Origin of the sequence: Streptomyces phytophilus (genome assembly GCF_013870535.1) — a bacterium.
GTDB classification, from domain to species: Bacteria; Actinomycetota; Actinomycetes; order Streptomycetales; family Streptomycetaceae; genus Streptomyces; species Streptomyces phytophilus.
In genome coordinates, this window is the sequence record NZ_JACBXC010000016.1 from 1 (window position 1) to 23,498 (window position 23,498).

General features: G+C 71.3%; 18 protein-coding genes and 2 pseudogenes. 10 read left to right on the forward strand and 10 right to left on the reverse strand.

Annotated elements, in window-relative coordinates:
- Positions 1–172: 172 nt before the first annotated feature.
- Complete coding sequence (locus H5J30_RS02590) at positions 173–1,555, reverse strand: FAD-dependent oxidoreductase (protein ID WP_181785503.1); 1,383 nt, start codon at positions 1,553–1,555, stop codon at positions 173–175.
- Positions 1,556–2,083: 528 nt separating this feature from the next.
- Positions 2,084–2,353: a dTMP kinase gene (locus tag H5J30_RS02595; RefSeq protein WP_181785504.1), complete on the reverse strand. Its 270-nt coding sequence runs from the start codon at positions 2,351–2,353 to the stop codon at positions 2,084–2,086.
- A gap of 154 nt (positions 2,354–2,507) precedes the next feature.
- Between H5J30_RS02595 and H5J30_RS02600 the strand changes: the two genes are divergently transcribed.
- Both H5J30_RS02600 and H5J30_RS36310 read left to right on the forward strand, forming a co-directional pair.
- Positions 2,508–2,810: a helix-turn-helix transcriptional regulator gene (locus H5J30_RS02600; protein ID WP_181785505.1), complete on the forward strand. Its 303-nt coding sequence runs from the start codon at positions 2,508–2,510 to the stop codon at positions 2,808–2,810.
- Between the two features lie 219 nt (positions 2,811–3,029).
- Positions 3,030–3,371 carry a WD40 repeat domain-containing protein gene (locus H5J30_RS36310; protein ID WP_374100938.1) on the forward strand — a complete coding sequence of 114 codons (342 nt, stop codon included), beginning with the start codon at positions 3,030–3,032 and terminating at the stop codon, positions 3,369–3,371.
- A 908-nt stretch (positions 3,372–4,279) separates the two neighbouring features.
- Here the strand turns inward: H5J30_RS36310 and H5J30_RS02610 are convergent.
- Complete coding sequence (locus H5J30_RS02610; protein WP_181785506.1) at positions 4,280–5,179, reverse strand: SMP-30/gluconolactonase/LRE family protein; 900 nt, start codon at positions 5,177–5,179, stop codon at positions 4,280–4,282.
- 138 nt (positions 5,180–5,317) lie between these two features.
- Between H5J30_RS02610 and H5J30_RS02615 the strand changes: the two genes are divergently transcribed.
- Positions 5,318–6,214 (forward strand): helix-turn-helix domain-containing protein, encoded by an 897-nt coding sequence (locus tag H5J30_RS02615; protein ID WP_181785507.1) that lies wholly within the window; start codon positions 5,318–5,320, stop codon positions 6,212–6,214.
- A gap of 434 nt (positions 6,215–6,648) precedes the next feature.
- On the opposite strand, the pseudogene H5J30_RS37635 reads toward H5J30_RS02615, so the two are convergent.
- The 3 genes and pseudogenes from H5J30_RS37635 to H5J30_RS36315 form a co-directional block, all read right to left on the reverse strand.
- Positions 6,649–7,182: pseudogene (locus H5J30_RS37635) on the reverse strand (AMP-binding protein); the annotation flags it as partial.
- 201 nt (positions 7,183–7,383) lie between these two features.
- The gene (locus H5J30_RS02620; protein WP_258563046.1) at positions 7,384–7,887 is read right to left on the reverse strand and encodes a hypothetical protein; all 504 of its coding nucleotides are present in this window, start codon (positions 7,885–7,887) and stop codon (positions 7,384–7,386) included.
- Positions 7,888–8,097: 210 nt separating this feature from the next.
- Entirely contained in the window at positions 8,098–8,238 is a 141-nt protein-coding gene (locus H5J30_RS36315; protein WP_258563050.1) for a hypothetical protein, read from the reverse strand.
- Between H5J30_RS36315 and H5J30_RS36320 the strand changes: the two are divergent.
- A pseudogene (locus H5J30_RS36320) lies at positions 8,201–8,329 on the forward strand (helix-turn-helix domain-containing protein); the annotation flags it as partial. The gene H5J30_RS36315 and the pseudogene H5J30_RS36320 overlap by 38 nt on opposite strands.
- Before the next feature lie 234 nt (positions 8,330–8,563).
- Here H5J30_RS36320 and H5J30_RS02630 read toward each other — a convergent pair.
- Positions 8,564–8,944: a hypothetical protein gene (locus tag H5J30_RS02630; RefSeq protein ID WP_181785509.1), complete on the reverse strand. Its 381-nt coding sequence runs from the start codon at positions 8,942–8,944 to the stop codon at positions 8,564–8,566.
- Between the two features lie 1,266 nt (positions 8,945–10,210).
- Between H5J30_RS02630 and H5J30_RS02635 the strand changes: the two genes are divergently transcribed.
- The 5 genes from H5J30_RS02635 to H5J30_RS02655 all read left to right on the forward strand — a co-directional run bounded on the left by H5J30_RS02635 (position 10,211) and on the right by H5J30_RS02655 (position 16,486).
- Positions 10,211–11,347, forward strand: a complete 1,137-nt coding sequence (locus tag H5J30_RS02635; protein WP_374100939.1) for an ROK family transcriptional regulator — start codon at positions 10,211–10,213, stop codon at positions 11,345–11,347.
- A 283-nt stretch (positions 11,348–11,630) separates the two neighbouring features.
- Positions 11,631–13,817: a ThuA domain-containing protein gene (locus tag H5J30_RS02640; protein ID WP_181785511.1), complete on the forward strand. Its 2,187-nt coding sequence runs from the start codon at positions 11,631–11,633 to the stop codon at positions 13,815–13,817.
- Positions 13,818–14,148: 331 nt separating this feature from the next.
- Positions 14,149–14,523 (forward strand): glycoside hydrolase family 97 N-terminal domain-containing protein, encoded by a 375-nt coding sequence (locus tag H5J30_RS36330; protein ID WP_258563048.1) that lies wholly within the window; start codon positions 14,149–14,151, stop codon positions 14,521–14,523.
- 200 nt (positions 14,524–14,723) lie between these two features.
- Positions 14,724–15,872 carry a glycoside hydrolase family 76 protein gene (locus tag H5J30_RS02650; RefSeq protein WP_181785512.1) on the forward strand — a complete coding sequence of 383 codons (1,149 nt, stop codon included), beginning with the start codon at positions 14,724–14,726 and terminating at the stop codon, positions 15,870–15,872.
- A complete protein-coding gene (locus H5J30_RS02655; protein ID WP_181785513.1) occupies positions 15,869–16,486 on the forward strand; it encodes a hypothetical protein in 618 nt (205 codons plus the stop codon). The genes H5J30_RS02650 and H5J30_RS02655 overlap by 4 nt, the downstream gene beginning before the upstream one ends.
- Here H5J30_RS02655 and H5J30_RS37380 read toward each other — a convergent pair.
- A complete protein-coding gene (locus H5J30_RS37380; protein WP_181785514.1) occupies positions 16,439–17,755 on the reverse strand; it encodes a tetratricopeptide repeat protein in 1,317 nt (438 codons plus the stop codon). The two genes, H5J30_RS02655 and H5J30_RS37380, sit on opposite strands and share 48 nt — an antisense overlap.
- 229 nt (positions 17,756–17,984) lie before the next feature.
- On the opposite strand from H5J30_RS37380, the gene H5J30_RS02665 reads away from it, so the two are divergent.
- A complete protein-coding gene (locus H5J30_RS02665) occupies positions 17,985–21,773 on the forward strand; it encodes an nSTAND1 domain-containing NTPase (protein WP_181785515.1) in 3,789 nt (1,262 codons plus the stop codon).
- Positions 21,774–21,781: 8 nt separating this feature from the next.
- On the opposite strand, the gene H5J30_RS02670 is transcribed toward H5J30_RS02665, so the two are convergent.
- Positions 21,782–22,393 carry a VOC family protein gene (locus H5J30_RS02670; RefSeq protein ID WP_181785516.1) on the reverse strand — a complete coding sequence of 204 codons (612 nt, stop codon included), beginning with the start codon at positions 22,391–22,393 and terminating at the stop codon, positions 21,782–21,784.
- Positions 22,394–22,673: 280 nt separating this feature from the next.
- Positions 22,674–23,498: HAD-IC family P-type ATPase (locus H5J30_RS02675; RefSeq protein WP_181785517.1), on the reverse strand; the 825-nt coding region annotated here is incomplete at its 5' end.

Sequence of the window (23,498 nt, forward strand, 5' to 3'; positions counted from 1 at the left end):
GCCGGAGGTGTCCGTACCGTCCGCGGGCCTGGTGCCGAGCTGTTCTCCGTTGTCACCCATGTCTTCCATGCCGACAACGCTAGGAACGGCCAGGACGCCCCACCATGGCCCTGCCCGCCCGGCCGACGGTGTACCTGCCGACACCACCGGCCCGCGACCCACGCCGGAACGTCTATTCCAGTTTGTTCAGGTATGCCTGCCCCTTTCTCTTACCCGTCCTGCGGGTCCGCGTGATGTCCAGGAGCTTCGGGTGGACTTGCGCTTTCCCATCGAAGGCGAGTTCCCACATCATCCGGCCGAAGGAAGGCGTGAACTTGGCAGCCCAGCCCCCCGCGCACACCACGTAGTGATCACGCCACGCGCGCTTGCCGGCCGTGTCGGGATCCTCACCCGCCGCCGTACGCGGGAGGCGGCCGAGGACGCTCATGTAGTCGTCGAAGGCGGCGTGCAGGCAGACCCCGGAGAAGGCGGGCTGCGGATCGATCCCCACGCAGTGCTCCTTGACGAAGCGTGACGCGTAGCCGACGTCGACCGTGGTCGCCACCTGGCCAAGACCTTCTGCGCGGCGTTGTTTGAGTTCCTTGAGTGTCAGCCGGTTCATGGTGGCGTCCTCCCAGCCCAGCTTGACCATGTTGTCCGGGCCCCACGGCACCGAGGGAAAGCCGTAGAACAGATTGGACCGGCCGGTCTCCTCGTCCTCCGTGGCGAACTGGACCCACATCTTCGGGAACTGCTCCGGCGGGACCGTGTCGGGGTCGGTCGCGAAGTACTCGTAGACCATCTCCCAGACCTCGTAGTCGAGTTCGAGGCCGAGATGCTTCAGAATGTCGTTGGTCCACACGCCACAGGTGATGATGCACTTGTCGGCCGTCAGCTCCTGGCCGCCCTTGGGCACCCCGGACCCGCGGACCTTCACCCGCACCGCGGGGTCGCTCTTCCTCTTCGGCGTGTGCACCTCGTACACCTCGGCGTTGTCGAGGAAGAGCGAGCCGTGCCTGCCGTCGGCGAGCCGCCGCAGCGCGCGCAGCGTCTCCGGCACGTTGATGACACCGCAGTCGTCGTTCTCGTACCCGATCCACCGGTCGCCCGGAACGAGGTTCCGCAGGTTCTTGAGGTTGTATTTCTTCTCGACCTGCTTCATCGACACGTCTGTGACCTGCTTATTGCCCTTCTTGAGATTCTCCCTCGGCTTTTTTAGATCACCCTGAGCCGCGGTGCCGTAGTGTTCGTCGCCGAAGTTCGCCTGCCCGGTCAGCCGGAGGAGTTCCACGCTCTTGCCGATGTCCTGCCCGTACTCCTCCTCCAGTTCCTGCCAGAGGTCTTTTGCCTGGTACGCCAGGACTTGCAGTTCGTACTCCGTGTACATCGTGCGGAACATCCGGATGAGGTCTCCGGAACTGCCGGACTGGTTGTAGAAGTTGGAGCGTTCGATCACCGCGACCCGCTTCCCCTCCCGGGCGCAGTTGTAGGCGGCGGACAGGCCGAGAAGCCCGCCCCCGATGACGATCACATCAAAACGAAGGGGCTTTTTCTTCCGGCCGTCGGCGGTTGCCATTGATGCGACTCCTTCCCTCGAACTCCTTTTCGGGGCAACGGTACGCAGCCTTTTGCCGCACCGGCCCGCAGCCGGATCTGTGTTCCGCCGCGGTCCGCGAAAAACACCTGAATGGAAGGCAACATGTTCATGTCGGGACAGGGAGTCCGGCGATGAACTCCGCCGGGCGGACCTGTCGGCCCCCGGTGACTGCGAGAACCGAGGAAAGAGGTACCCGACATGAGCCCCGGCAGCATGCGGGTCGGCATGTACTCCTTCGACTGCGCCGACGCGGCCGCCCTGGCCGGCTTCTGGGCCCCGTGCTGGAGCGGCCGGTCGACGAGGGCGCGACGTCCGCGCTGGCGACGATCGGCTTCGCCGACACCGCCCTGACGTGGCTGTTCCACCGGCCCGCCGACGATCTCCCCACCGGGGCCACGAGGCTCCTACTGCGCCTCGTCGGGGTCGAAACGGTACGAGCGATACAGGACGCTCTGTTCCAGGGACAGGCGTACGGGCACGGTCGCGTACATTGCCCGGAGACGATCGCTACGAAGGCGTCGGCGTGCCGCTGGCCACTGGGCCGTCTGGGGCGCGGCTGTTGGCTTCACCGCGTGGGCGACGCGTGGTCAGCAGCGCGCGGAGATATGCGTTGTGCGCTCGCAGCAGCCGGACTGCGCGGTCTGTGCCGTCGTTCAGGAACGGCAACACCGCGAGGGCGGGGAAGGCCACGGCGAGGGCGACGAACAGGGCTGGGGCGAGGATTGCGACAAGCAGCACACGCTGGAGCGAGCCGATCGGAGGCAGAAGGAAGGTCATGCCTCCAGCACAGCCCACCCGGCCGCCGGCGACGTCATGCCGCGAACGAGCCCGTACCGAACCGAGCTGCACCGAACACCGCCGAACGCCGCCGAACAGCGCTGGTGCACCCGGCTCTTCCCTATCCTGTTCGGCATACGCCAGGAGGTGACGGGTGGTCGATCGCGGCGCCGTACAGGGCAGCGCCGCTTTATCGGGGGAGGACTTCGGGCGGCGGCTGGCCGGCTTCGCCGCCGACCTGAAGGCGCTGCGGATCGAGTGCGGCAACCTGCCTTTGCGGGAGATCGCCCGGCGCGCTCCCCGGCACCGGCCCCTATCGGCCGCGGCAGTCAGCGAGGCGCTGAACGGCAAGCGGCTACCGCGCCTCGACTTCCTGATGGCACTGGTGCGGACGCTGCCGGCCCACGACCCCGAGGGCCGCCCGCATCCGCTCGGACGGGACGACCCGCGCCTGTAGGTCTGGCGTACGCGCCGGCGCGACCTGGAGTTTCTGCGCACGACGCAGTCGCCTGCGGCCCGCGGGCCTGCCGCCCCTGAGCACCTCGATCCGCCGGTCCCGGCGCGCGCTGTTGCCCCCGCCTGGCCTGCCCCGGCATTCGCCGACGCTCGCGCTGCCGCGGCGGAGAAGACTGCGCCCCGCGTCTTCTGCGGCGAGCAGAGCCGCGGCGCGCAATCCGTGGCGTTCTCGCCCGACGGGCGCTTCCTTGCCACCGCGAACGACGGTCAGTGGGTGCGGCTGTGGGTCGTGGCGACCGGTGAGCCCGCAGGTGTCCCCCTCATCGAGCACAGGCAGGGGACCAGGTCCGTGGCGTTCTCCCCAGGCGGCCGGCTGCTGGCGACGGCGTGCCGCGGCGGTAGCGTAAGGCTGTGGGATGCCCCCATGGGTGCACCCGTCGGTAAGTACCTGTTTCTAAGCCTCGGTGAGCGTCTGACCAGATCAGAAATCGAACGGGGTCGGTGGTGTGACCTTCTGGCGGGTGGGTCCGTAGGCAGGGTGCGGGTCTGCTGCGCCATATAGCGGCGGCAGTCGTGCTGCTGATCGTGATCGGCTGCGACAGCGGGAGCGGGGACGACGCCGAACCTCGCTCAACACGCTGGCAGCTCGCCTACGTCACCGCGTCCCGTGACGAAGCCGTGACGGACATCGCTGCCGCTTCGGAGAACGAAGGATGGGCGGTGGGTAGAAAATCGCGCCCCTTTGAAGACGGAACCGGGCCTGGGAGACCGGGTCCCGGGCGAGCTCCGGCAGCAGCGTCTTGACCGCCACCGTGCGCCCCAGCCGTGTGTCGCGCCCCAGGTGGACCTCGGCCATCCCACCGCGTCCCAGGGGCCTCAGCAGCTCGTACCGGTCCGCGAAGCAGTGCCGCGCATCCATGTGTGGCGAATCCCCGGTACGTCCCTTGGTCGTGGTCCTGGCCATGCGCTGTGGGCACCGCGAATGTCCTGGGGGTGAAGTTACCGGAAGCCACCGGGAGTTCAGGCCCGTTTGCGGCTGCCGCCGTCCCTCGCGGCCGTCGCCCGGGCGAGCGGCTCCGGAGGACGGCCTCACGGCGGCGCGGCCGAAGGCGGTGCGTCGGCATGGGGAACCCCGTGCGCATACGGCGGGCCCCGGTTGCGGGGCCCGACCACGAGCCCTGCCCGGTCAGGCTGGGTGTCACGCTGCCGCGGCGGTCATGCAAGCGGGGGAAGTCCCGGCCGGGTGAGCCGTTGCTGAAGTCCGTACGTCAGCCGGCTCGTCGAGTCCGTGAACAGCGCCCTCAAGGGGACGGCTCGCTCCGTGGCCGCGGCGGACTCGGTGGGATGGGCGGGCTTCACTCCGGCGGTCGTGCCGAGGCCAGTGGCACGGTCGAGAGGGTGAAGGGGAGCGACTCCGGCGGGAGTCCGGCGCTCCAGCGGTTGTACTGGCTGTTGACGACCAGGGCCCGGTCACCGGGGAGGGTGATCGAGCTGGGGTGGAGGAACCCGCCGGGCGGGACGAGCGCACCCGCGAGACGGCCGCTTGCCAGATCGGGGGAGAGCCGGATGACGGTGACCTGCGGGGTGAGTCCGGGGGGAATCGTGGAGGTTGCCCTGGACGACGTAGAGGTGGCCGTCGCGGAAGGCCAGTCCGTCGCCGTTGGGCAGCAGTTCGCCGCCGAGGTCGACCTCGTGCGATTGCCGGGTGGCCCGGTCGATGCGCCAGAGTTGGCCGGTGGCGCTGTTGACGGTGAGCAGGTGGCGGTCGATGCAGATGATGCCGTTGAGGTTGTGCCGGCCGTCGACCCAGTCGATGGGGGTGGTGGAGACGTCCAGCCAGCGCTCCAGCCGCCACGAACTGCCCGTGCGGCTGAGCTGGTAGATCATCGGCCGGAAGGAGTCGGTGGCGTAGGAGGTGCCGTCGGGCGCCGCGGCGATCTCGTTCAGGAAGCCGCCCTCGACGCCGTGCAGGAGGGCGAGCAGGGTGGCATCCGCCGGGTCGTACACGTGCAGCGTGCCGCTGTCCGCACCGCCGACGAGGAGGCGGCCGGCGGCATCGACGGTCATGCCGGAGGTGACGGCGCGTCCATCGGCGCCGTGGGGCGACCACGGGCGCAGGGTGGGCACGGTGAGGTGGCCGCGGAAGAGCGTGCCGTCCTCGGCGCTGCCGACGTAGATGTGGCGGGTGCGCGGGTCGTAGGCGTGACCGGTGGGGAAGGCCCGGTCTCCAGGGACCACGTAGGTCTCGGGCAGCCCGGCGAGGCGCGGAGCGGCGGTCGCCGGCCTGTTCCGTGCGGCGGTGGCCGCTGTTGCGGCGGTGATGGCGGTGGCGGTCAGCAGGGCCCGCCGGGACATGGGCTGGTGTCCCATGACGACTCCTTCTCGTTCGTCGTGCTCGGGGCGTTGTCCGGTCATCGTGACCGGGCGCGCCGTGCGCTCCAGCACCCCGCTGTTCCAGGGGACCGCCAGGACCACCCGGGCGCCGGGTTGTTCGGCGATGATGAGCTGATGACTCGGCGCACGGACCTTCGAGAGTTCCTTTCCTCCCGCCGCGCCCGGCTGCGCCCGGAGGATGTCGGCCTCGCCCCGGGCGGAGGGCTGCGGCGAGTGCCCGGGCTTCGCCGCGAGGAACTGGCCTTCCTGGCGGGGATCAGCGCCGAGTACTACGTACGCCTCGAACAGGGACGCACCCCGAACGTCTCCGCCGACGTGCTCGACGCCGTGGCCGACGTCCTGCGTCTCGACGCCGACGAACGCGCCCACCTCCACCGCATCGCCCGCCAACCGGCCACACCGCCGCGCCGCCCACGGGCCCAGCACGTACGGCCCGGCCTGCTCCAGATGCTGCATGCCATGGGCGACAGCACCCCCGCGTTCGTCTTCGGCCGGCGCATGGACATCCTGGCCTGGAACCGGCTTGCCTGCGCGCTCATCACCGACTTCGGCGCGCTGCCACCGCAGCGCCGCAACGTCGCCCGTCTCGTCCTGCTGGACGAGGATGTCGTCCGTCTCTACCCGGACCGGGAGTTCGTGGCACGGGACACAGTCGGCCATCTGCGCGTCGACGCCGGGCGAAACCCCGATGACCCGAAGCTGGCGGCGCTGGTGGGCGAGTTGTCGCTGCGGAGCGAGGAGTTCCGCAAGCACTGGGCGTCGCACACCGTCAAGAGCAAGTCCCACGGCTACAAGCGCATCGACCACCCTGTCGTCGGACGACTCACGCTGAACTTCGAGACCCTGCACCTGCCCGACGACCCCGAGCAGTTCCTCACCGCCTATACCGCCCCGGCGGGCTCACCGGACGCGGAGCGCCTGCGGCTGCTGAGCAGTTGGCAGAGCCAGGGAAACGAAACCGTGCCCGCCCCACGCGCCGCGGACGAGGACTTCAGCGCACCCGCCGGGTGACGTCTGTCGTGGACCCGACGGATCGCCGGGCGATCAGAGGGCGGGGTCATGTCGAACGACAGGGAACCAGCCGCCCCGAAGGTGAATCCCGCGGAGCGAACTGCATCCGACACGGGCCCCACCGGCAGACCCCAGAGCGACAGGCCCCTCTGCCTGCCGCACGTCCCGACCAGTACGCCGGCAGCCCGAAGTGCGCGAACGTCGTCCGGCCCATCGGGAGGCCAACGTAATTCACTATCCCCGACACCCGACGTGGGCGACGATGAACGCTGAGCAACTGTGCCGCGTGGACGGAGACCGTTACCGTCCTGGCTCACCTCGTTGATTCTTAGCAGCGCGGCGCATGGCACCCGGATTCCCAGCGACAGAGAAGACCGGTGCGTCCGTGACTCGGATGCGGCGCCCGGACCCTTCGGATCCCGCCAGTAGCCGTCCATCAGATGGGGCCCGCGCACGACAATCTGTCCGGTTTCGCCGGCGGGCACCGGCTTTCCGTCCTCGCCGAGCACCTCTGCACGGGTGGCGTCGAGCGCGGTGCCGACCGTTCCCGGAAGCTCCAGGTCGGCGTCCGGGCGGGCGATGCTGATCCGCTTGCACTCGGTCATGCCGTACATGGGGACCAGGCGGACGCCGGGGAAGACCCGGCGCAGGCCGTCCGCGACGCTTCGGGTGAGCACCGCCCCGGTGTTGGTGACCAGTCGCAGCCTGGTGCCGGGACCGCCTCGTTCGCCCAGGCGCACGAGGGTCTGGGCGACCGGCGTGATCAGCGGCATCACCGTCGCCCCGTACTCGACGGCGAAACGAAACGCGGTCAGCTCGCTCTGCCACCCCGTCACCGCGAGCTCGCATCCGGCCAGAGCGGTGAGCAGGATCTGGTAGAGGCCCCAGTCGAACGAGAAGGGCAGCCGACAGTAGACGACGCCGCGCGGTGGGGACGTCGATCCCGAGGTATACAGCAGGAGGGCGATGTCGGAGGGGGCGGCCTCCGCCGTGCGGTGCCGGGGGACGGTCCGGTCGAGCTCGCCGTTGGTGGCGGCAACGCGGCGACGGCGCGCAGCTCCTCGCGGGGGTCGGCGCCGCCGGCGCGCTCGGCGAGCTCGGTTGCGTCGCCCATGGTGTCAACCTGGATTGACAGCAGACGGATGTCAATCCAGGTTGACGGATGGCGGCTACAGCTGCCGCGGCACCAGGGCGTTGCTCGGGTCGGACATCTGCGAGCTTTCACACGTCGGGCTGATCGGGTCGTCGCTGCAGTTGTACATGTAGCTGATCCGGACGGTGAACTTCTCTGCGCCTCGGACCTTGTCCAGCTGGTACTGGTACGAGCAGCCGCTGGAGCTGAAGTCCTCCCTCGCGCAGACCCGGACGTTGTACACCCAGGGGTCGCCCGTGTCGTTCCACGACCAGTAGTGGACGCCCACACCGTCGGCCTCGATCCGGATGTGCTTGAACGCGCCGGCCGGAATGCTGTCCGGACGGACCGGGCGTTCGAACTTCAGGCTGACCACGCCGGACTCATCCGGCGCGCAGGGCGCCTGACATCCCGCCACGGTCGCGTCGAGCAGGTCGATCGGCGGCGGCTTCGGCGCGGTGGTGTCGGCGGCATCCGCCGCCGGGGCCCCGGCCAGCAGCAAGCCCGCCGTCGCCAGCGCCGCCCCGAGAGCCTTGGCCATACGTGCATGCGTACGCATACAGCATCTCCTTGTGTCGAATAGACGAAGCACGAGACCCACGCCTTGTGTCGCGTGCGTCCCGCACCCCGTACGGCTCTCGGATCCGGCGCGTTCAACAAGCGATTTCTAGCGACCTGAGTCGGGGATTTGTCATTGGTTGGGTATGAGTCGTCCGGGTCCGAAGATTCCGCCGTTGTCGGTGACTGATGTTCAGCGGGTGGTGCTGGAGGGCTGGGTGCGTCGCCGTACGACGGCCCGGGCGCCGGCCCAGCGATCGAGGATCGTGCTGGAATGCCCGGATGGGGACTCGATCATGGAGGTGTCGCGCCGGCTGCGGGTCTCACCGGACACGGTTCGCACCTGGCGCAGGCGTTTCCTCGAACGCGGCCCGGACGGCCTGTCTGACGAGCCGAGGCCCGACGTGCCGCGGAAGATCACCGATGCGGATGTCGAGCGGGTCATCGTCAAGACGCCGGAGGAGAAGCCGAGGAACGCCACGCACGGGTCGACGCGGTCGCACACCGGCATCCAATGGGAGTACCTCCCGATTGGATGCCGGTGTGCAGCACATAGAGGATCCCGCACAGCACCTTCCGGTCTGGCAACGCCTTGCGGCCCGGGTACAGGCCCCGTGGGTGTCGCCCCGCGCGGGTCCTGATCGCACGTCAATCGTCACTTACGGGCGGCGCATGGGTGCGCGTAGCCAGGCGTAGTGGTCGCCGGACAGCGGCATCGGGGCCGGGACGACCACCGTGGCGCCCTTGCTGAGGTAGCGGTACTTCGGAGTCTCGGTCGTCTCGTGCCTGAACGAGCGCGACGGCAGGAAGAAGCCCGTCTGGTGGGACGCCCAGTCGACCATTACGGGGGTGAGCGGCATCGCGCATCGGTCGAGCTGTTCGTAGGTCTCCATGCCTATGCGCTCTTCGATCACGACTACGTCGAAGTACCGGCCGGCGGGCAGGGCATACGGGTGGCGCGGGGCCGCGGTCCACACCAAGCGGCAGCCCACCGGATGGTCGGCAGTTGCTGACAGCCAGGGCATTCCGCGCTTCGTCATCATCTCTACCTCGACCCGCTTCGGTTGGGCATCCAGCGGCGTGATCCGGATAGCCCTGAGCTGACGACCCCTCCGGGAGCGCGTCATCGCGGTGTCGCCCTCGACTCCGGCGGAGCGGGGACGTCCTTCAGCCTCGGCACGAGCAGGGAGACGATCGAGAACGAGCACCGACCAGCCCTTCGGCCATCTGCTCCGTGCTGCGCGCCAGCGCCGCGGCTGGAGGCAAGCGCGGTTGGAACGCGACATGCGACGGATTGCCGCCGGCCGCGGGGACACGCTTCCGCAGGACGCCCGCTGGTATGCGAAGCGCTCGGCGTGAGCGCGGCGGAACTCGGGCTGAACCACGCACTACCCACCGACCCCGGAGGACGCCTTCCGCGCAGTCGGCATGCTGTGGCGGGCTGACCGCCCGGGGTCGGACAGCGTGCAAGTGGGCCTGTTCTCCACCGTGGCGCCTGCCATCACGGGCTTGCGCAGCGGTACTTCTTGCAGCCCTTACGACTGGCTCGGGACGAGGACGACCGCGGGCTTGCCGGGAGCATCCTGTCCGCGACGAGCCACCAGTGACGTTCTCGGCGACTGGATAGAGGCCGCGACGCTCGCCCGTGCCGCACGCGTGGGAATCTCCCGCGTCGCGACACCGACACCGGTGGCTCAGTTCCACGCAATGGAGGCACGTGCCCTCGCCCGGAAGCCACCAAGGCTCTTGAGAGCCGGAACAGCGGCGAAGAGCCCGAGTGGATCACCTACTTCGACGAGGCCGAACTCGCCGCCGCATCACGCCGCAGGGCAGAACCTGAAGGCGGCACACCTGTCGGGGGCGTGTTCCCGACCGTCAGACCACGAGAACGGCGAGCCGGTCGAGGGAGACCGCGCCATCCGGGTGCTCTCCGCGGCCTCCGGGACCGGGACCGGGCTGCTCGTCGCATACCGCAACGCCCTTGGCGTACGCGGGCGGTGGGCGGCATCTGCGACTCGGCATGGGCGGGCGCGGCGACCCGGGTATCGGTGCCTTCTGGTGCTTTCGCGTCCGCGCCTCCGGCCAGGCGGCGCGGGGCGGGAGTTCGTCGTGCGCTGACCGCTTCGCGCCCCCCGGTACCCCGGGTCCAGCGCCCCGTGTGGGTTCCGACCGCGCACCGCCGCACCGGCCGAAGGTTGCCCCGCCCGTGCTTCACTGGCCGTATGCCGGAAGACATCCGACCTGTGGTCGACCGAGCACTCCGCGCCGGGCGGGTGCCGTCGTCCGGGCCGCCCAGCGCCGGTTCGGTGCTTGCGCTTCTGCGGGACGGGCGGCCGCGTACCCGGGCGGAGTTGGCCGCGCTCACCGGCCTCGCCCGCTCGACGGTCGCCCAGCGCATCGACGCGCTGATCGCCGGGGGGCTCATCAGCGAGGTGGGCGGCGGGGTCTCCACCGGGGGAAGGCCCCCGGTCCGGTTCGCGTTCAACCCGCTCGCCCGGGTGGCGCTCGCCGCCGACATCGGGGCCACCCACGCGCTGCTGGCCGTCACCGACCTGTCCGGCACCGTGCTGGCCGAGACCCGTCGGGACCTCGACATCGCGCTGGGGCCCGAGGCCGTGCTGGGCTGGGTCGCCGATTCATCCGCCAAGCTGCTCGGCGAGGTCGGCCGCCGGCCCCGGGATGTCCTGGGCATCGGTGTGGGCCTGCCGGGACCGGTCGAGTACGCGACGGGCCGGCCGGTCAGCCCGCCGATCATGCCCGGGTGGGACGGCTTCGAGGTCCGGGACTTCCTGTACGGGCGGCTGGGTGTGCCGGCGATGGCCGACAACGACGTCAACGTCATGGCGCTCGGCGAGTACTTCGCGCGGTGGAGCGACGTCGACAACCTCGTGTTCGTCAAGGTCGCCACCGGGATCGGCTGCGGTCTCATCAGCAACGGCCGGCTGCACCGCGGCGCCCAGGGCGCGGCGGGCGACTTCGGGCACATCCGGGTGTCCGGCGCGGCGGAGACCGTGTGCCGCTGCGGCAACACCGGCTGTCTGGAGGCGGTCGCCGGCGGTGCGGCCGTCGCCGCCCGGCTGCGCGCGCTCGGTGTCGAGGCGGCGTCCAGCAGGGACGTGGTGCGTCTGGCGACGGGCGGATCGCGGGAGGCGGTCGATCTGCTCCGGCAGGCGGGGCGCGAGATCGGTCAGGGCCTGGCCGCCGCCGTCAGCCTGCTCAACCCGTCGGTCGTGGTCGTCGGCGGGACGCTCGCGGGGGCCGGTGAGCACCTGATCGCCGGGGTACGGGAGATCGTGTACCAGCGCTCGCTGCCGCTCGCCACCCAGCACCTCCAGATCGCCCACGCCCGCACCGGGGAGCGGGCCGGTGTCATCGGTGCGGCCGTCATGGTCCTGGAGCACGCGCTGTCGGCCGAGCGGGTCGACGACCTGATCAACTCCTGATCTCCGGGCAGGAGTTGGCGTTCCCGCTGGTCGCCGGTACTTGGTCCCGTGAGTGGAAAATACCCGGCAACGAAGTACTCACTTCTGCTTGACGGCCGTCAGAAGTGCCTTTAGCTTCCGACCCGTGGCGCTTGGGCCCGCCATACCCCCCTCACCCCCCACTGCCCGAGTAGGTGATGCACGGCTGACACCGCTCAGCCCTGTCCGACCATCACCGCCCGGCGCCGACACGCCGTACGGACGTCAACCACTGGTAGTTCGTCGGTCCAGGAGGTTCCGGAACATGAAGTTAGGACTGCGCCCGCTCAGGGGGCGCTCACCCGCCGTGGTGACCGTGGCACTCGCGACCGCGCTCGCGGTCACACAACTCGCCGCCACGCCCGGGACGGCAACGGCACAGCCGGAGGAACGGCACGTACTGATCTTCACCGAGACGGCCGCGTTCCGGCACGGCGAGGCGATCGAGCAAGGTGTGCCGGTACTGGAGTCGGCCTTCGCAGAGGCCGGGATCACCTCGGAGCACACCGAGGACTCCGCGATCTTCAACCCCGAGGACCTGGCGCGGTTCGACGCGCTGGTGATGTTCCAGACCTCGGGCGACCCGTGGACAGGGCAGGGCGAGAAGGCGGCACTGGAGGCGTACCAGCAGGCCGGCGGCGGGATCGCGGCCATCCACAACGCCGCAGACATGCGCGGCGGTTACCAGTGGTGGGACGACCTGATCGGTGCGCAGATGCCCGGCCACGCCGACACCGCCCCGCCCGTGGGGCAGGAGGCGACGGTGCACGTGGAGGACTCCGAGCACCCGTCCACCGCGCACCTGTCGCCGGAGTGGGTCCGCCCCGACGAGTGGTACAACTTCGACACCAACGTCCGCGGCGGCGCGCACGTGCTGGCGACGGTGGACGAGTCGACGTACGACCCGGGCGGCAACGCCATGGGCGAGGACCACCCCATCTCGTGGTGCAAGCCGTACGACGGCGGCCGGGCCTGGGTGACCGCGATGGGCCACTTCGGCGCCCACTACCAGGAGCCGGACCTGGTCCAGCACATCGTCGGCGGTGTGCAGTACGCCTCCGGCCAGGTCGAGGGCGACTGCGGCGAGGCCCCCGCCGCCCAGGAGGAGTTCAACAAGGTCGCGCTGGACCAGGACACCCGGGCGCCGTTCGCGATGGACGTCGCCCCGGACGGGCGGGTGTTCTACACCGAGCTGCTGACCGGTGAGATCCGGGTCTACGATCCCGCCGCGCAGACCACGGGCACCGCGGTGCAGCTGGACGTGTACGCGGACGGCGAGGACGGGCTGCTCGGGATCGCCCTCGCGCCGGACTTCGCCGAGAGCGGGCACCTGTACGTCTACTATTCGCCGGCCAGCGACGACGACACCGACCCGGAGAACTTCACGAGCCGGGTCTCGCGCTTCACCGTCGGCGACGGCTCGGCCATCGACCCCGGCAGCGAGCAGGTGGTCATCGAGATCCCGGCCCGCAGGCTGCCCGACGAGCCCGGCCACACCGGCGGCAACATCGACTTCGACCTGGACGGCAACCTGCTGATCGGCGTCGGCGACGACGTCAACCCGCACTCGGAGCCGTCCGGCGGCTACGCCCCGCTGTCCGAGCGGGAGGGCACGTTCCACGACGCCCGCGCGACCGCGGCGAACACCAACGACCTGCGCGGCAAGCTGCTGCGCATCACTCCGCGGCCGGACGGCGGCTACGCCGTCCCCGCGGGCAACCTGTTCGACGAGGCGCAGGACACCGGCGACAAGACGCGGCCCGAGATCTACGCGATGGGTTTCCGCAACCCGTTCCGGTTCACCGTCGACCCGGCCACGGGCTGGATCGGCCTGGCGGACTACGCCCCGGACGCGGGCCAGGACGCGCCGGACACCCGGGGCCCGGCCGGGATCGTCGAGTGGAACGTACTCAAGGAGCCGGGGAACTACGGCTGGCCGCTGTGCATCGGCGCGAACGTTCCGTACCGCGACGTCGACTACACCACGGACCCGGTGAGCGTGGGCGGGAACTTCGACTGCGACCGGCCGGTCAACGACTCGATCCGCAACACCGGCCTGACCGACCTGCCGCCGGTGCAGCAGCCGGAGATGTACTACGGCTCGCAGACGTCGTCCGTGCCCGACGCCATCCCCGCCGGCGGCGGACTCGCCCCCATGGGCGGCCCCTTCTACGACTTCGACCCCGACCTGCAGTCGGACACCAAGTTCCCCGAGTCCTACGACGGCAAGCCGTTCTTCTACGAGTGGGCGCGCAACGCCGTCTACTCGCTCACCCTCGACGGGGCGGGCGGTGTGTCGGAGGTGACCGAGTTCATGCCGGCAACGGAGTTCCTCGCGCCGATCGACATGGAGTTCGGCCCCGACGGGTCGCTGTACGTCCTGGAGTGGGGCGGCGGGTACGACCCGCCGAACGACGAGTCGGGTCTGTACCGAATCGACCATTCCGGTTGATCACCCGTGCCGGCGGCGGGGCGCCCGTCGCCGGCTCCGGAGGCTGACACAGACGCGGGACGGGTGTCGGACCGTCCTGCGGGCCGCCGGTGGCGGGACGCAGCCCAGCTTCCCGTCACCGGCTTGCGCCCTCCTGACAACGTTATGGACCACTCCAAAAGAATGTGCCGCGGGAGAACTCGATGTCCAAGAGATCAGTTCGGCACAGAACCGTAACGGCCGTGCTCTCGGCCGCACTTGCGACCGGGGCACTCACCGTGGACCGCCGGCGTGGGGCGGTGACACCGAGACCTGGACGGTCTCCCTGCCCGGCCCGGCCGCGCAGGCGGCGCTGACGGCGGATGTCGCGCTGGACGGCGGAGCCGGGACGCTCTCGCTGTCCGTGCACCGTGGTGACGCCACGGTGCTGGAGCCGTCGCCGCTCGGCGTCGTCGCGGACGACGCCGATCTCACCTCCGGCCTGCGGCTGCTGGAACGTACCGACTCCCCGGTGTCCGAGAGCTACACCGCGGTGGCGGGCAAGCAGCGCGAGCGCACCGTCGCGATGCAGGAGTCCCGCTTCGCCTTCGAGGGCGCGAACGGCGCCCGGATGGACCTGGTGGTCCGGGTCGCCGACGACGGCGTCGCGTACCGCTACGTCCTGCCGGAGGCCGACCCGGACGGGGACGGTGTCGCGGTCAGCCGCGAGTCCTCGGGCACCACCTGACACGACGGCAGCCAAGCCGTCCTGCGGACCTGCCACACCGGCACCGACCAGCAACGGACCCTGCCCCAGTAGGAAGAGGCGCCCCGGACACGTCGGTGGATACCCACCGGCACCAGCGCCACCGACAGTCCGGGCCGTCCCCCGAGCGCGACCCACTTGTTCCCGAGCGACCGCAGTGCGACTGCGGCTGGAGAGAGAACATGGTCTTCCCCCCGATGAAGAAGAAGGCGGCAGCGGCTGTCGCCGCCGGCCTGCTGCTGTGTGCCGTCCCGCTGACGGCGGCGGCCGACGAGGACGACGGCGCCGGCCGGGCCGCGGCACCGGCACCGGTGCCGGTGCCGGGCGTGAACGCCGCGGACGAGCGGAGTGACGCCGCGGCGACGGCGCTGATGTCCATGTACGACGACGAGAGCGGCCTGTTCGAGAACAACGGCTGGTGGACGGGGGCCAACGCCCTCACCGCGATCATCGACAACATCGCCGACGGCGGCGTCCAGGACCACGTGTACGCCATCGCCCAGACCTACGACAAGAACATCGACGCGCACGACGGCGACTTCACCAACGAGTACCTGGACGACACCGGTTGGTGGGGCCTGGCGTGGGTCAAGGCGTACGACCTCACCGGTGACACCCGCTACCTCGACACCGCCCGCGCCGACGCCGCCCACATGGCCGACTACTGGACCGACCGGTGCGGCGGCGGAGTGCAGTGGAAGACGGACGACCCGTACAAGAACGCCGTCACCAACGAGCTGTACCTCCAGCTCAACGCCGCCCTGCACAACCGCATCGAAGGCGACACCTTCTACCTCGGGGAGGCCCAGAAGGAGTGGGAGTGGCTCCAGAACAGCGGAATGATCAACCAGGACAACATGATCAACGACGGACTCGGTGACGACTGCACCAACAACGGCCAGCCCACCTACACCTACAACCAGGGCATCGTCCTCGGCGGCCTGGCCGAACTGCACCGCGCCACCGGCGACGACAGCCTGCTGGACACCGCACGCACCCTTGCCGACGCCTCCACCACCTCCCCGGGCCTGCACACCGACGGCATCCTGCACGAACCCGGCGGCGACAACACCCCCTGCAACAGCGACGGCGCCTCGTTCAAGGGCGCCTACACCCGCGGGCTGGGCGACCTCGACCAGGCACTCGACGACCGCCCGTACAGCGCCTACCTGGACCGGCAGGCCACCGCCGCATACGACAACGCCCGCAACGACCAGGGCTTCTACGGCTCCGACTGGAGCGGGCCGGTCAACCAGACCAGCCACCAGTGCCAGCACAGCGCGCTCGACGTCCTCAACGCCGCCGCCGACGGCGGCGGGTCGGGTGCGTGAACAGCAAGTGCCTCGACGCCGCCTTTGCCGCCCTGAACAGAGCCTTCCTCGTCCCCAACGGCGATCAGCGGTACTACAAGGAGTCGCTGGACAAGACGGAAAAGGACTGCTTCTGGCGGCAGGCGCTGGACATCCAGGCCGTCCAGGACGTGCACGACAGCGCCCCGCGCACGGAAACGCGTGATCTGACCGCCCGCCTCCTCGACACCTTCCTCCAGCAGAATCAGGGCGGGGGCGGGCTGTACGACCGGGCCTGGAACGAGTACAACGACGACCGGCTCGGGGCCGGTCTCGCCTTCGTACGCGGCCACAGGATCACCGGCGACCAGAGCTGCCTGGACCAGACCCGGTACGCCTTCAACCGGGTCTACGACCGGGAGGGCACCTGGCAGTCCGAGTTCGCCCGCGGCATGGGCGAGTTCGTCCGCGAGAACAACCTGTGGGGCGACTACGACGACTTCATGAAGCGCAACGCCGACGCGGCGTGGAGTGTGCGCCGTACGGACCTCGACCTGTCCTGGAACCGCTGGGACGCGCAGACACGGCCCGCACCCTGCTCTCCGAGCTCAGCACGTATATCCCGGTCGCCCATCGTCCTGGTGGTTCGCCGGTGATACGGAGAGACCGTGTATCCGGTTGCCGAGCCGGTCGGCGTCGAACTCGCCGAGCCTGCGGTAGAGGTCCCGGGCCCGGGTGTAGAAAAGGGCGGCGTGCTCCAGGCGGAGCTGTTCTTCCGCGGTTTCGCCGAGCATTTCCAGCGTGCGGGCCATTCCGCGGGGCGAACAGGCGGCGGTGAATTCGTCGTGGGACTGGAGCAGGTTGCGCTCGGCGGTGGGGTAGTCGCCGTCACATGCCTGGGCGCGGCCGAGCCAGGCCATGGCCCAGGCGGCCTCGATCCGGTGGTCGTGGGCGAGCAGGGTGGCGCGGGCGGCGCTGAGGTACGTGAGGGCCTCGGCGCTCCGGTCGAGGGCCAGGGCCACCCTGCCCAGGCGTATCTCCGTCAGCGCTACGCCGTGGGCGTCCCCGTGGTCCTGGCGCAGCCACCGCGCCTGGCGAAGGTGGGCCTCTGCCTCGCGGGGACGGTCCGCGTGCAGGTAGGTCGAGCCGAGTTCGTGCAGGGCGCGGGCGACGCCGCGGTCGTCCCCGGCGGCGTCGGCGGCGGCGTGGACGCGGGTGAAGGCGTCGACGGCCTGCCGGTGCAGGCGGGCGTCACGCAGACCGACGCCCCAGGCGGTGAGGATCTCCCGCTGGGCCAGGGCGTGTCCGGCGCACCGGGCGGAGTCGTAGGCCAGCCGGTGGGCCTCGAACCACAGGGTGTGGTCCTGGCATGCCTTGAACCACGGCCACATGGCGTGCACCAGCTGCCAGGTACTGCGGTGCAGGCCGGCGGCGTGGGCGGCGCGGATCGCGGCGATGAGGTTGGGGTGCTGGGCGTCCAGCCAGACCAGGGCCGCGGCGTCGTCGGTGAAGGCCGGTTCGCGGGCGGGCGGGTAGCGGTAGTCGCGTTCCAGGGAGCGGCGTGCGGGCGTGAGCCGGCGTTCGGCGGCGGTGGTGGTGGCCAGGAGCCAGTCCACCACCCGGCGCAGCGTCTGGGCGCCCCCGATCTCGGTGTCCTGGTGCCGGAGGTGGTCCCGGGCGTGTACGCGGACCTCCTCGTGCAACGCGTACACGGTGCCGCGGGCGGGCAGCGTGCCGTGCTCCTCAAGGAGCCCTGCGGCGGCCAGGTCCGTCAGCACCTCGCCCGCCACCGGTACGGGCAGGACGCAGGCGGTGGCGACCAGTTCCGCGTCCACGTCGACGACGGCGAGCAGTGCCAGTTGCCGGTACACGTGGGCCGCCGGTTCCTGAAGCGAGGCGTACGCCTCCTGCAAGGAAGTGGTCACCGTTTCCCCCCGGCCGGCTATTGCCGATCTCATCCCAGGCCGGATCGCGCCGGCCGACGTCCGTATCGTTGTGCACTGACATGAGTTTCGGCGGCCGGATGATTGTCCGGCACTCCCTTTCCACCACTCCGGACAATCGCGGACGGGCAGTTGGCGGACATTCGACTAGTCGGCCGGGGCGACGTCTCCGTAGCGTCCCCCGGGGGAATCCGCTAAGAGGGGGAAGCCCATGGGGCGTCGTGAACGGCCGCTGGATCCGGCTGCGGGGCCGACCGCGCGCTTCGCGTACGAATTGCGGAAGCTGCGTGCGGAAGCCGGCGGGATCACCTACCGGGATATGGCGCGAAAGGCCCACTACTCCGCCTCGACGCTGGCGCAGGCCGCCGCCGGCGAGCGGCTGCCGTCGCTGGAGGTCGTCCGCGCCTACGTCGCTGCCTGCGGCGGGGACCGGGCACGGTGGGAGCAGACCTGGAAGCGGGCAGCCGCCGGCGCCGCCGAGGAGGAGCACGCCCGCGCGGACCGGGCGGGAGCCCCCTACCTCGGACTGGCCCGCTTCGAGGCCGGTGATCACGAGCGGTTCTTCGGCCGGGACCGGCTCGTGGCAGAACTGCGGGCGCGCGTGGGCCGCGAGGGGCTGACGGTGGTGACCGGGCCCTCCGGCAGCGGGAAGTCCTCGCTGCTGCGCGCCGGGCTGATCCCGCGGCTGCGACAGGCCGGCCCCGGCGCGGCGCGGCCGGCGGTGATCCGCATCCTCACCCCCGGGGAGCATCCGGCGCGCACCCACGCCGGCGTTCTCGACGCGGAGGCGGCCCCCGAGGGCACGCTGATCGTGGTGGACCAGTTCGAGGAGGTCTTCACGCTGTGCACCGACCGGGCCGAGCGCACCCGCTTCCTCGACCTGCTGTGCGCCGCGGCCGGGGCGGGGCGCGGCATCCGGGTCGTGGTCGCGGTGCGCGCCGACTTCTACGGCTACCTCACCCACCACCGAGACCTGGCCGCGGCCGCCCGGGCGGCCACGGTCCTGGTCGGTCCGATGCGGCCCGACGAGGTGCGCGAGGCGATCGTGAAACCCGCGGCGCTCGGCGGCCTGGTGGTCGAACGCGCGCTGACCGCCCGGCTCTTACGCGAGGTCGCCGACGAACCCGGGGCCCTGCCGCTGCTGTCGCACGCGCTGCTGGAGACCTGGCGCCGCCGCAGGGGCAGGGTCCTCACCGAGGCCGCGTACGACGAGGCCGGCGGCCTGCACGGCGCGATCGCCCACACCGCGGAGCGCGTCTGCCGGCGCCTGACCACCGACCAGACCGAGACGGCCCGCCGGATCCTGCTGCGACTCGTCGCACCCGGTCAGGGCACGCCCGACACCCGCCGCCCGGCCGCCCGTACGGAACTCACCGCGCCCGGCACGGGCGAGAGCGCCGCGGGCGCCGCCGTCCTCGACCACCTCACCCGCGCCCGCCTGATCACCCTCGACGGCGACACCGTCAACCTCGCCCACGAAGCCGTCCTCTCCGCCTGGCCCCGGCTGCGCGACTGGGTCGACGAGGACCGCGACCGGCTACGCGCCCAACGCCTGCTCACCGACGCCGCCCACACCTGGGAGACCCTCGGCCGCGACGCCGGCGCCCTCTACCGGGGCACCCGGCTGGCGACCGCCGCCCAGTACTTCGCAGCCGACCGGCCCGACGACCTCACCGGGCCGGAGCGGCAGTTCCTGCACGCCAGCCTCGCCGCCCGCCGGCGCGCCCGCCGGGGCCTCCGTACCCGCACCGCCGCGTTGTCGGTGCTGGTGGTCCTCAGCCTCGTCGGTGCCCTGGTGGCCTGGCAGCAGAACGAGGCCGCGGAGCGCCGGGACCGGGAGGCCGAAGCCCGGCGGCTCGCCGGCGTCGCCGACAGCCTGCGCACCTCCGACCCCCGGACCGCCATGGCCCTGAGCCTGGCCGCCTGGAACACCGCCGAACTGCCCGAGACCCGTTCCGCCCTGCTGTCCGCCATGGCGCAGCCGGAGCAGGACGTCTTCACCGACCCCGCAGGCGGCGCCGGGACCATGCGCCATCTGAGCCTCGACGGCCGGACGCTGGTCAGCGTCGGCCGGGAGGAGGCCGCCCGGTGGGACGTGGCCTCCGAGCGCAAGACCGATGCGCGGCCCGGCCCGGGAACGAGGCTCGACCGGGCGGGAGCGGTCGCCGCCGACACCGGATGGCTGCCCCTGTTCGCCGCACCCGGCACCGACGAGCAGCGCGTCTCGGTGCTGGACCTGGCCACGGGCGAGGAGGGCGCCGCCGCGTGGCCGGCGAACGACGGTGCGGAGATGGGTCCCAGCGGCCGCAGCATGGTCACGTACCACCACGAGCCCGGCGGAGCCGGCTACCGGATCCGGCTCCACGACACCGGGACCCGGCGTGTGCTGCTCGACCTGCGGACACCGTCCAGGCCCGAGGACTCGGACGGCGTATGGGACATGTCCGGTCGCCAGATCCTGCTGAACGGGGCGAACGTGCAGGGCCGCCGGAACAAGTCGCTGCCCGTCGTCTCGGTCAGCACCGACGACCGCTTCCTCGCAGTGTGCACCCCGGGGCGTCCACTGGAGATCTGGGACGTGCCGGAGCAACGGAGACTCCCGGCCGCCTGGACGCCCGAAATGACGCAACGGCAGTGCCTGGACCGGCAGGTGTACTTCACTCCCGACAGCCGCCGCCTCGTCGTCGTGACGGACAAGGAGATCCGGCAATGGCGGATCTCTTCGGGAGAGCAAGTGGCCGTATTCCCCCACGACGACGTGGAGACCATCGGGTTGAGCGAGGACGGAAGCCACGTCGCCGCCTTCGACGGAGCCGAGATCCTGCTGTGGCGCCGGGAGCAGCCCGACGCCCCCGTCCTACGCCACTCCATGCCCGGCGAAGCGGTCAGCGACCTCAGAATCCTGCCCGGGGAAGGCCGGATCCGGTATCTCGCGGGACCGGCGGGCCAATGGGGGACCGCCGTGCACACCCTGGATCTCGACCGGGCCCTGACGGACGAATGGCATGGCGCCACCGCCAGTGCGCTCTTCAGCTCCGACGCACGGAATCTGGTCACCGCGCGGATCGACAAGAAAGACAGCGTGGCACGCTTCGTGCTCACGGACGTCCGCACCGGCAAGAGCACCCGCCTGCCGGCACTCCCCTGCCGGACGACCGCGCCGTACGTCCCCGTCCGCTGCGAGGTGCTCCTGGCCTTCAGCTCCGACGGCGACACCCTCGCCTACGGCGTCGGCGAAAGCACCTTCGGGGCCGCGCGCCCCCTGCACGTGTCCCTGTGGGACGTCCCGGCCCGGCGTGTGACCGCCACACCCGACCTCAAGGCGGACGACACCAAGTACGAAGAGACGGGCCTGGCGTTCGGGCCGGACGACGACACCCTGATCCTCTCGGAGATCCCCGAGGGCGGTGCCACGCAGATCTGGGACGTATCCCGGAGGAAGCCGCTGCGAACCCTCCCCGGAGTCAACGGACCGCTGGTCGTCCGCCCCGACGGCCTCCTCTTCGTCACCACCGCCGGGCAGGTCGTCACCCTGCCCGCCGGAAACCCCGCACCCGGCGCCCTGGACCCCGGCCGCAACACGGCCCACGCATTCAGCCGCGACGGCGCACTCCTCGCCGCCGGCGACCCGTCCGGCAGAACCGCGCTGTGGACCGGGGACGTCACCCGACGCCTCGGCGTGCTCACCCCGGAGGACGCCGACGCCGCCGCGCACACCTCGGCCCTGGCCTTCGCCCCGGACGGCGGCATCCTCGCCGTCGGCCTGTCCGATGGCACACTCCAGCTCTGGGACACCGACACCCATCGACCCATCGGACAGCCGCTTCCCACCGCGGGAGACACGCTCCAGGGCCTCGCCTTCTCCCAGGACGGCAGCAGCCTCTACGCGACCGGCGCACACACGCCCCCGCAGAGGTTCGACATCGCCCCGGACGCCGCGGCCCGCGCCGTCTGCCGCCGCAGCGGCGGAGGTTCGACGGCCGAAGGGGTCTGCGGGTGACCCCGGCGCTACTCGGGTGCCTCCCACTCGAAGCCGTCCGGGTCGGTGAACGGGGCGGTGTCCGCGGCGATCCGCAGGCGGTGGGAGCCGGTGCCCTCGGGGGGTACGCCCGCGACCTTGGCGAGGTCGGCGCGCTTGTAGAGGGAGAACGCGACCGGGCCGGCCGGGTCGGCGAACTCGACGTACTTGCGGCCGTAGCTCTTCGTCACCGCGAAGCCGCGGCCGGCGTAGAACTCCTTGCTCGCCGCCACGTCCGCGACCGCCAGCTGGAGCACGATCCCCTCGACGGCGCCGGTGGCCGGGCCGGTGTCCTTCTTCGACTGGGACGCCACCGTCCACACCGTGCCGTCGGGGGCCTGGACCACACCGCCGTAGCCCCACAGGGACTTCTTCGACGGCTTCAGGACCGTCGCGCCGGCGGCGACCGAGGAGTCGACGGTCGCGTCGGCGTCGGCCGGCCGGGCGACGACGAGCGACATCGTGAAGCCGCGGAAGCCGGTGGTCGGCTCCGCCGACTCCGCCACGCGCACGCGGTCCTCGGTGTCGAGGACGGCTGCGTAGAACCGTCTGGCGGCGTCGGGGTCGGCCGCCTCGATGGTGACGTACTGGATGAACGACATGGCGGTGATGGTAGGGGCGGCAGCGGGCGCGGCGGCGCCGGACGGGCATGCGCGGCGCGTCCGCTCCCGCGGGCTACCGGTGGCCTCCTTGGCGACGTGGTCCGGTGTCGCCCGATCACGGGTACGGACACGCCGCCGCGCCCATCATGTCCAGGAGGGCGAGCGATCCCGCCGCTTCAGGGTGAGCTGACAGCCTCGGGAAGCCCGTCCGCGGGCGGGGCGCCGGGCGCTGCCCGTGCCCCGGCACCGTCCGCCCGGCCCTGCGGGGAGCGGGCCGGCGTCACCTCCCTTGCCACGCCCGGTCGCGCAGCAGGCGCAGCCCGTTGAGGCCGACGATGATCGTGGAGCCCTCGTGTCCGGCGACGCCGAGCGGCAGCGGCAGCGTGCCGATCAGGTCCCAGGCCACCAGGCCGGTGATGAACACCCCGGCGACCACCAGGTTCTGGATCACCAGCCGGTGCGCGGTGCGCGACAGCGCCACCACCGCGGGGATGGCGGCGAGTTCGTCGCGTACGACGACGGCGTCGGCGGTCTCCAGGGCGAGGTCGGAGCCGGCCCCGCCCATCGCGATGCCGGAGTGCGCCGCGGCCAGCGCGGGGGCGTCGTTGACACCGTCCCCGACCACCAGCACCCGCCTGCCCTGCCGTTCGAGGTCGCGCACCGCGGCGGCCTTGTCCTGCGGCAGCAGCCCGGCGCGTACGTCGGCGATGCCGGCCTCGGCGGCCAGGCGGCGGGCGGCGCGCTCGTTGTCGCCGGTGAGCAGCACGGGGGTACGGCCCGTCAGCCGGGTCAGCGCGGCGACGGTGGCGGCGGCGTCCGCGCGTATCCGGTCGCCTATCCCCAGCACCCCCACCGGGACCCGGTCCCGCAGCACCACCACCGCGGTGCGCCCGGCCTCCTCCAGTTCCCGTACGACGGCTGGGACCTGCGCGTCATCGGCCGCCGGCAGCCGGGACGGGGAGCCGACGGCCACCGTGCGCCCGCCGACCTCGGCGGACACGCCCTGACCGGGGACGGAGGAGAAGCCGGCGGCCTCGGCCAGGGGCAGGTCGCGCCGGCGGGCGGCGTCGACGACGGCGCGCGGTCGAGGAGCTGGAGGTGCGCA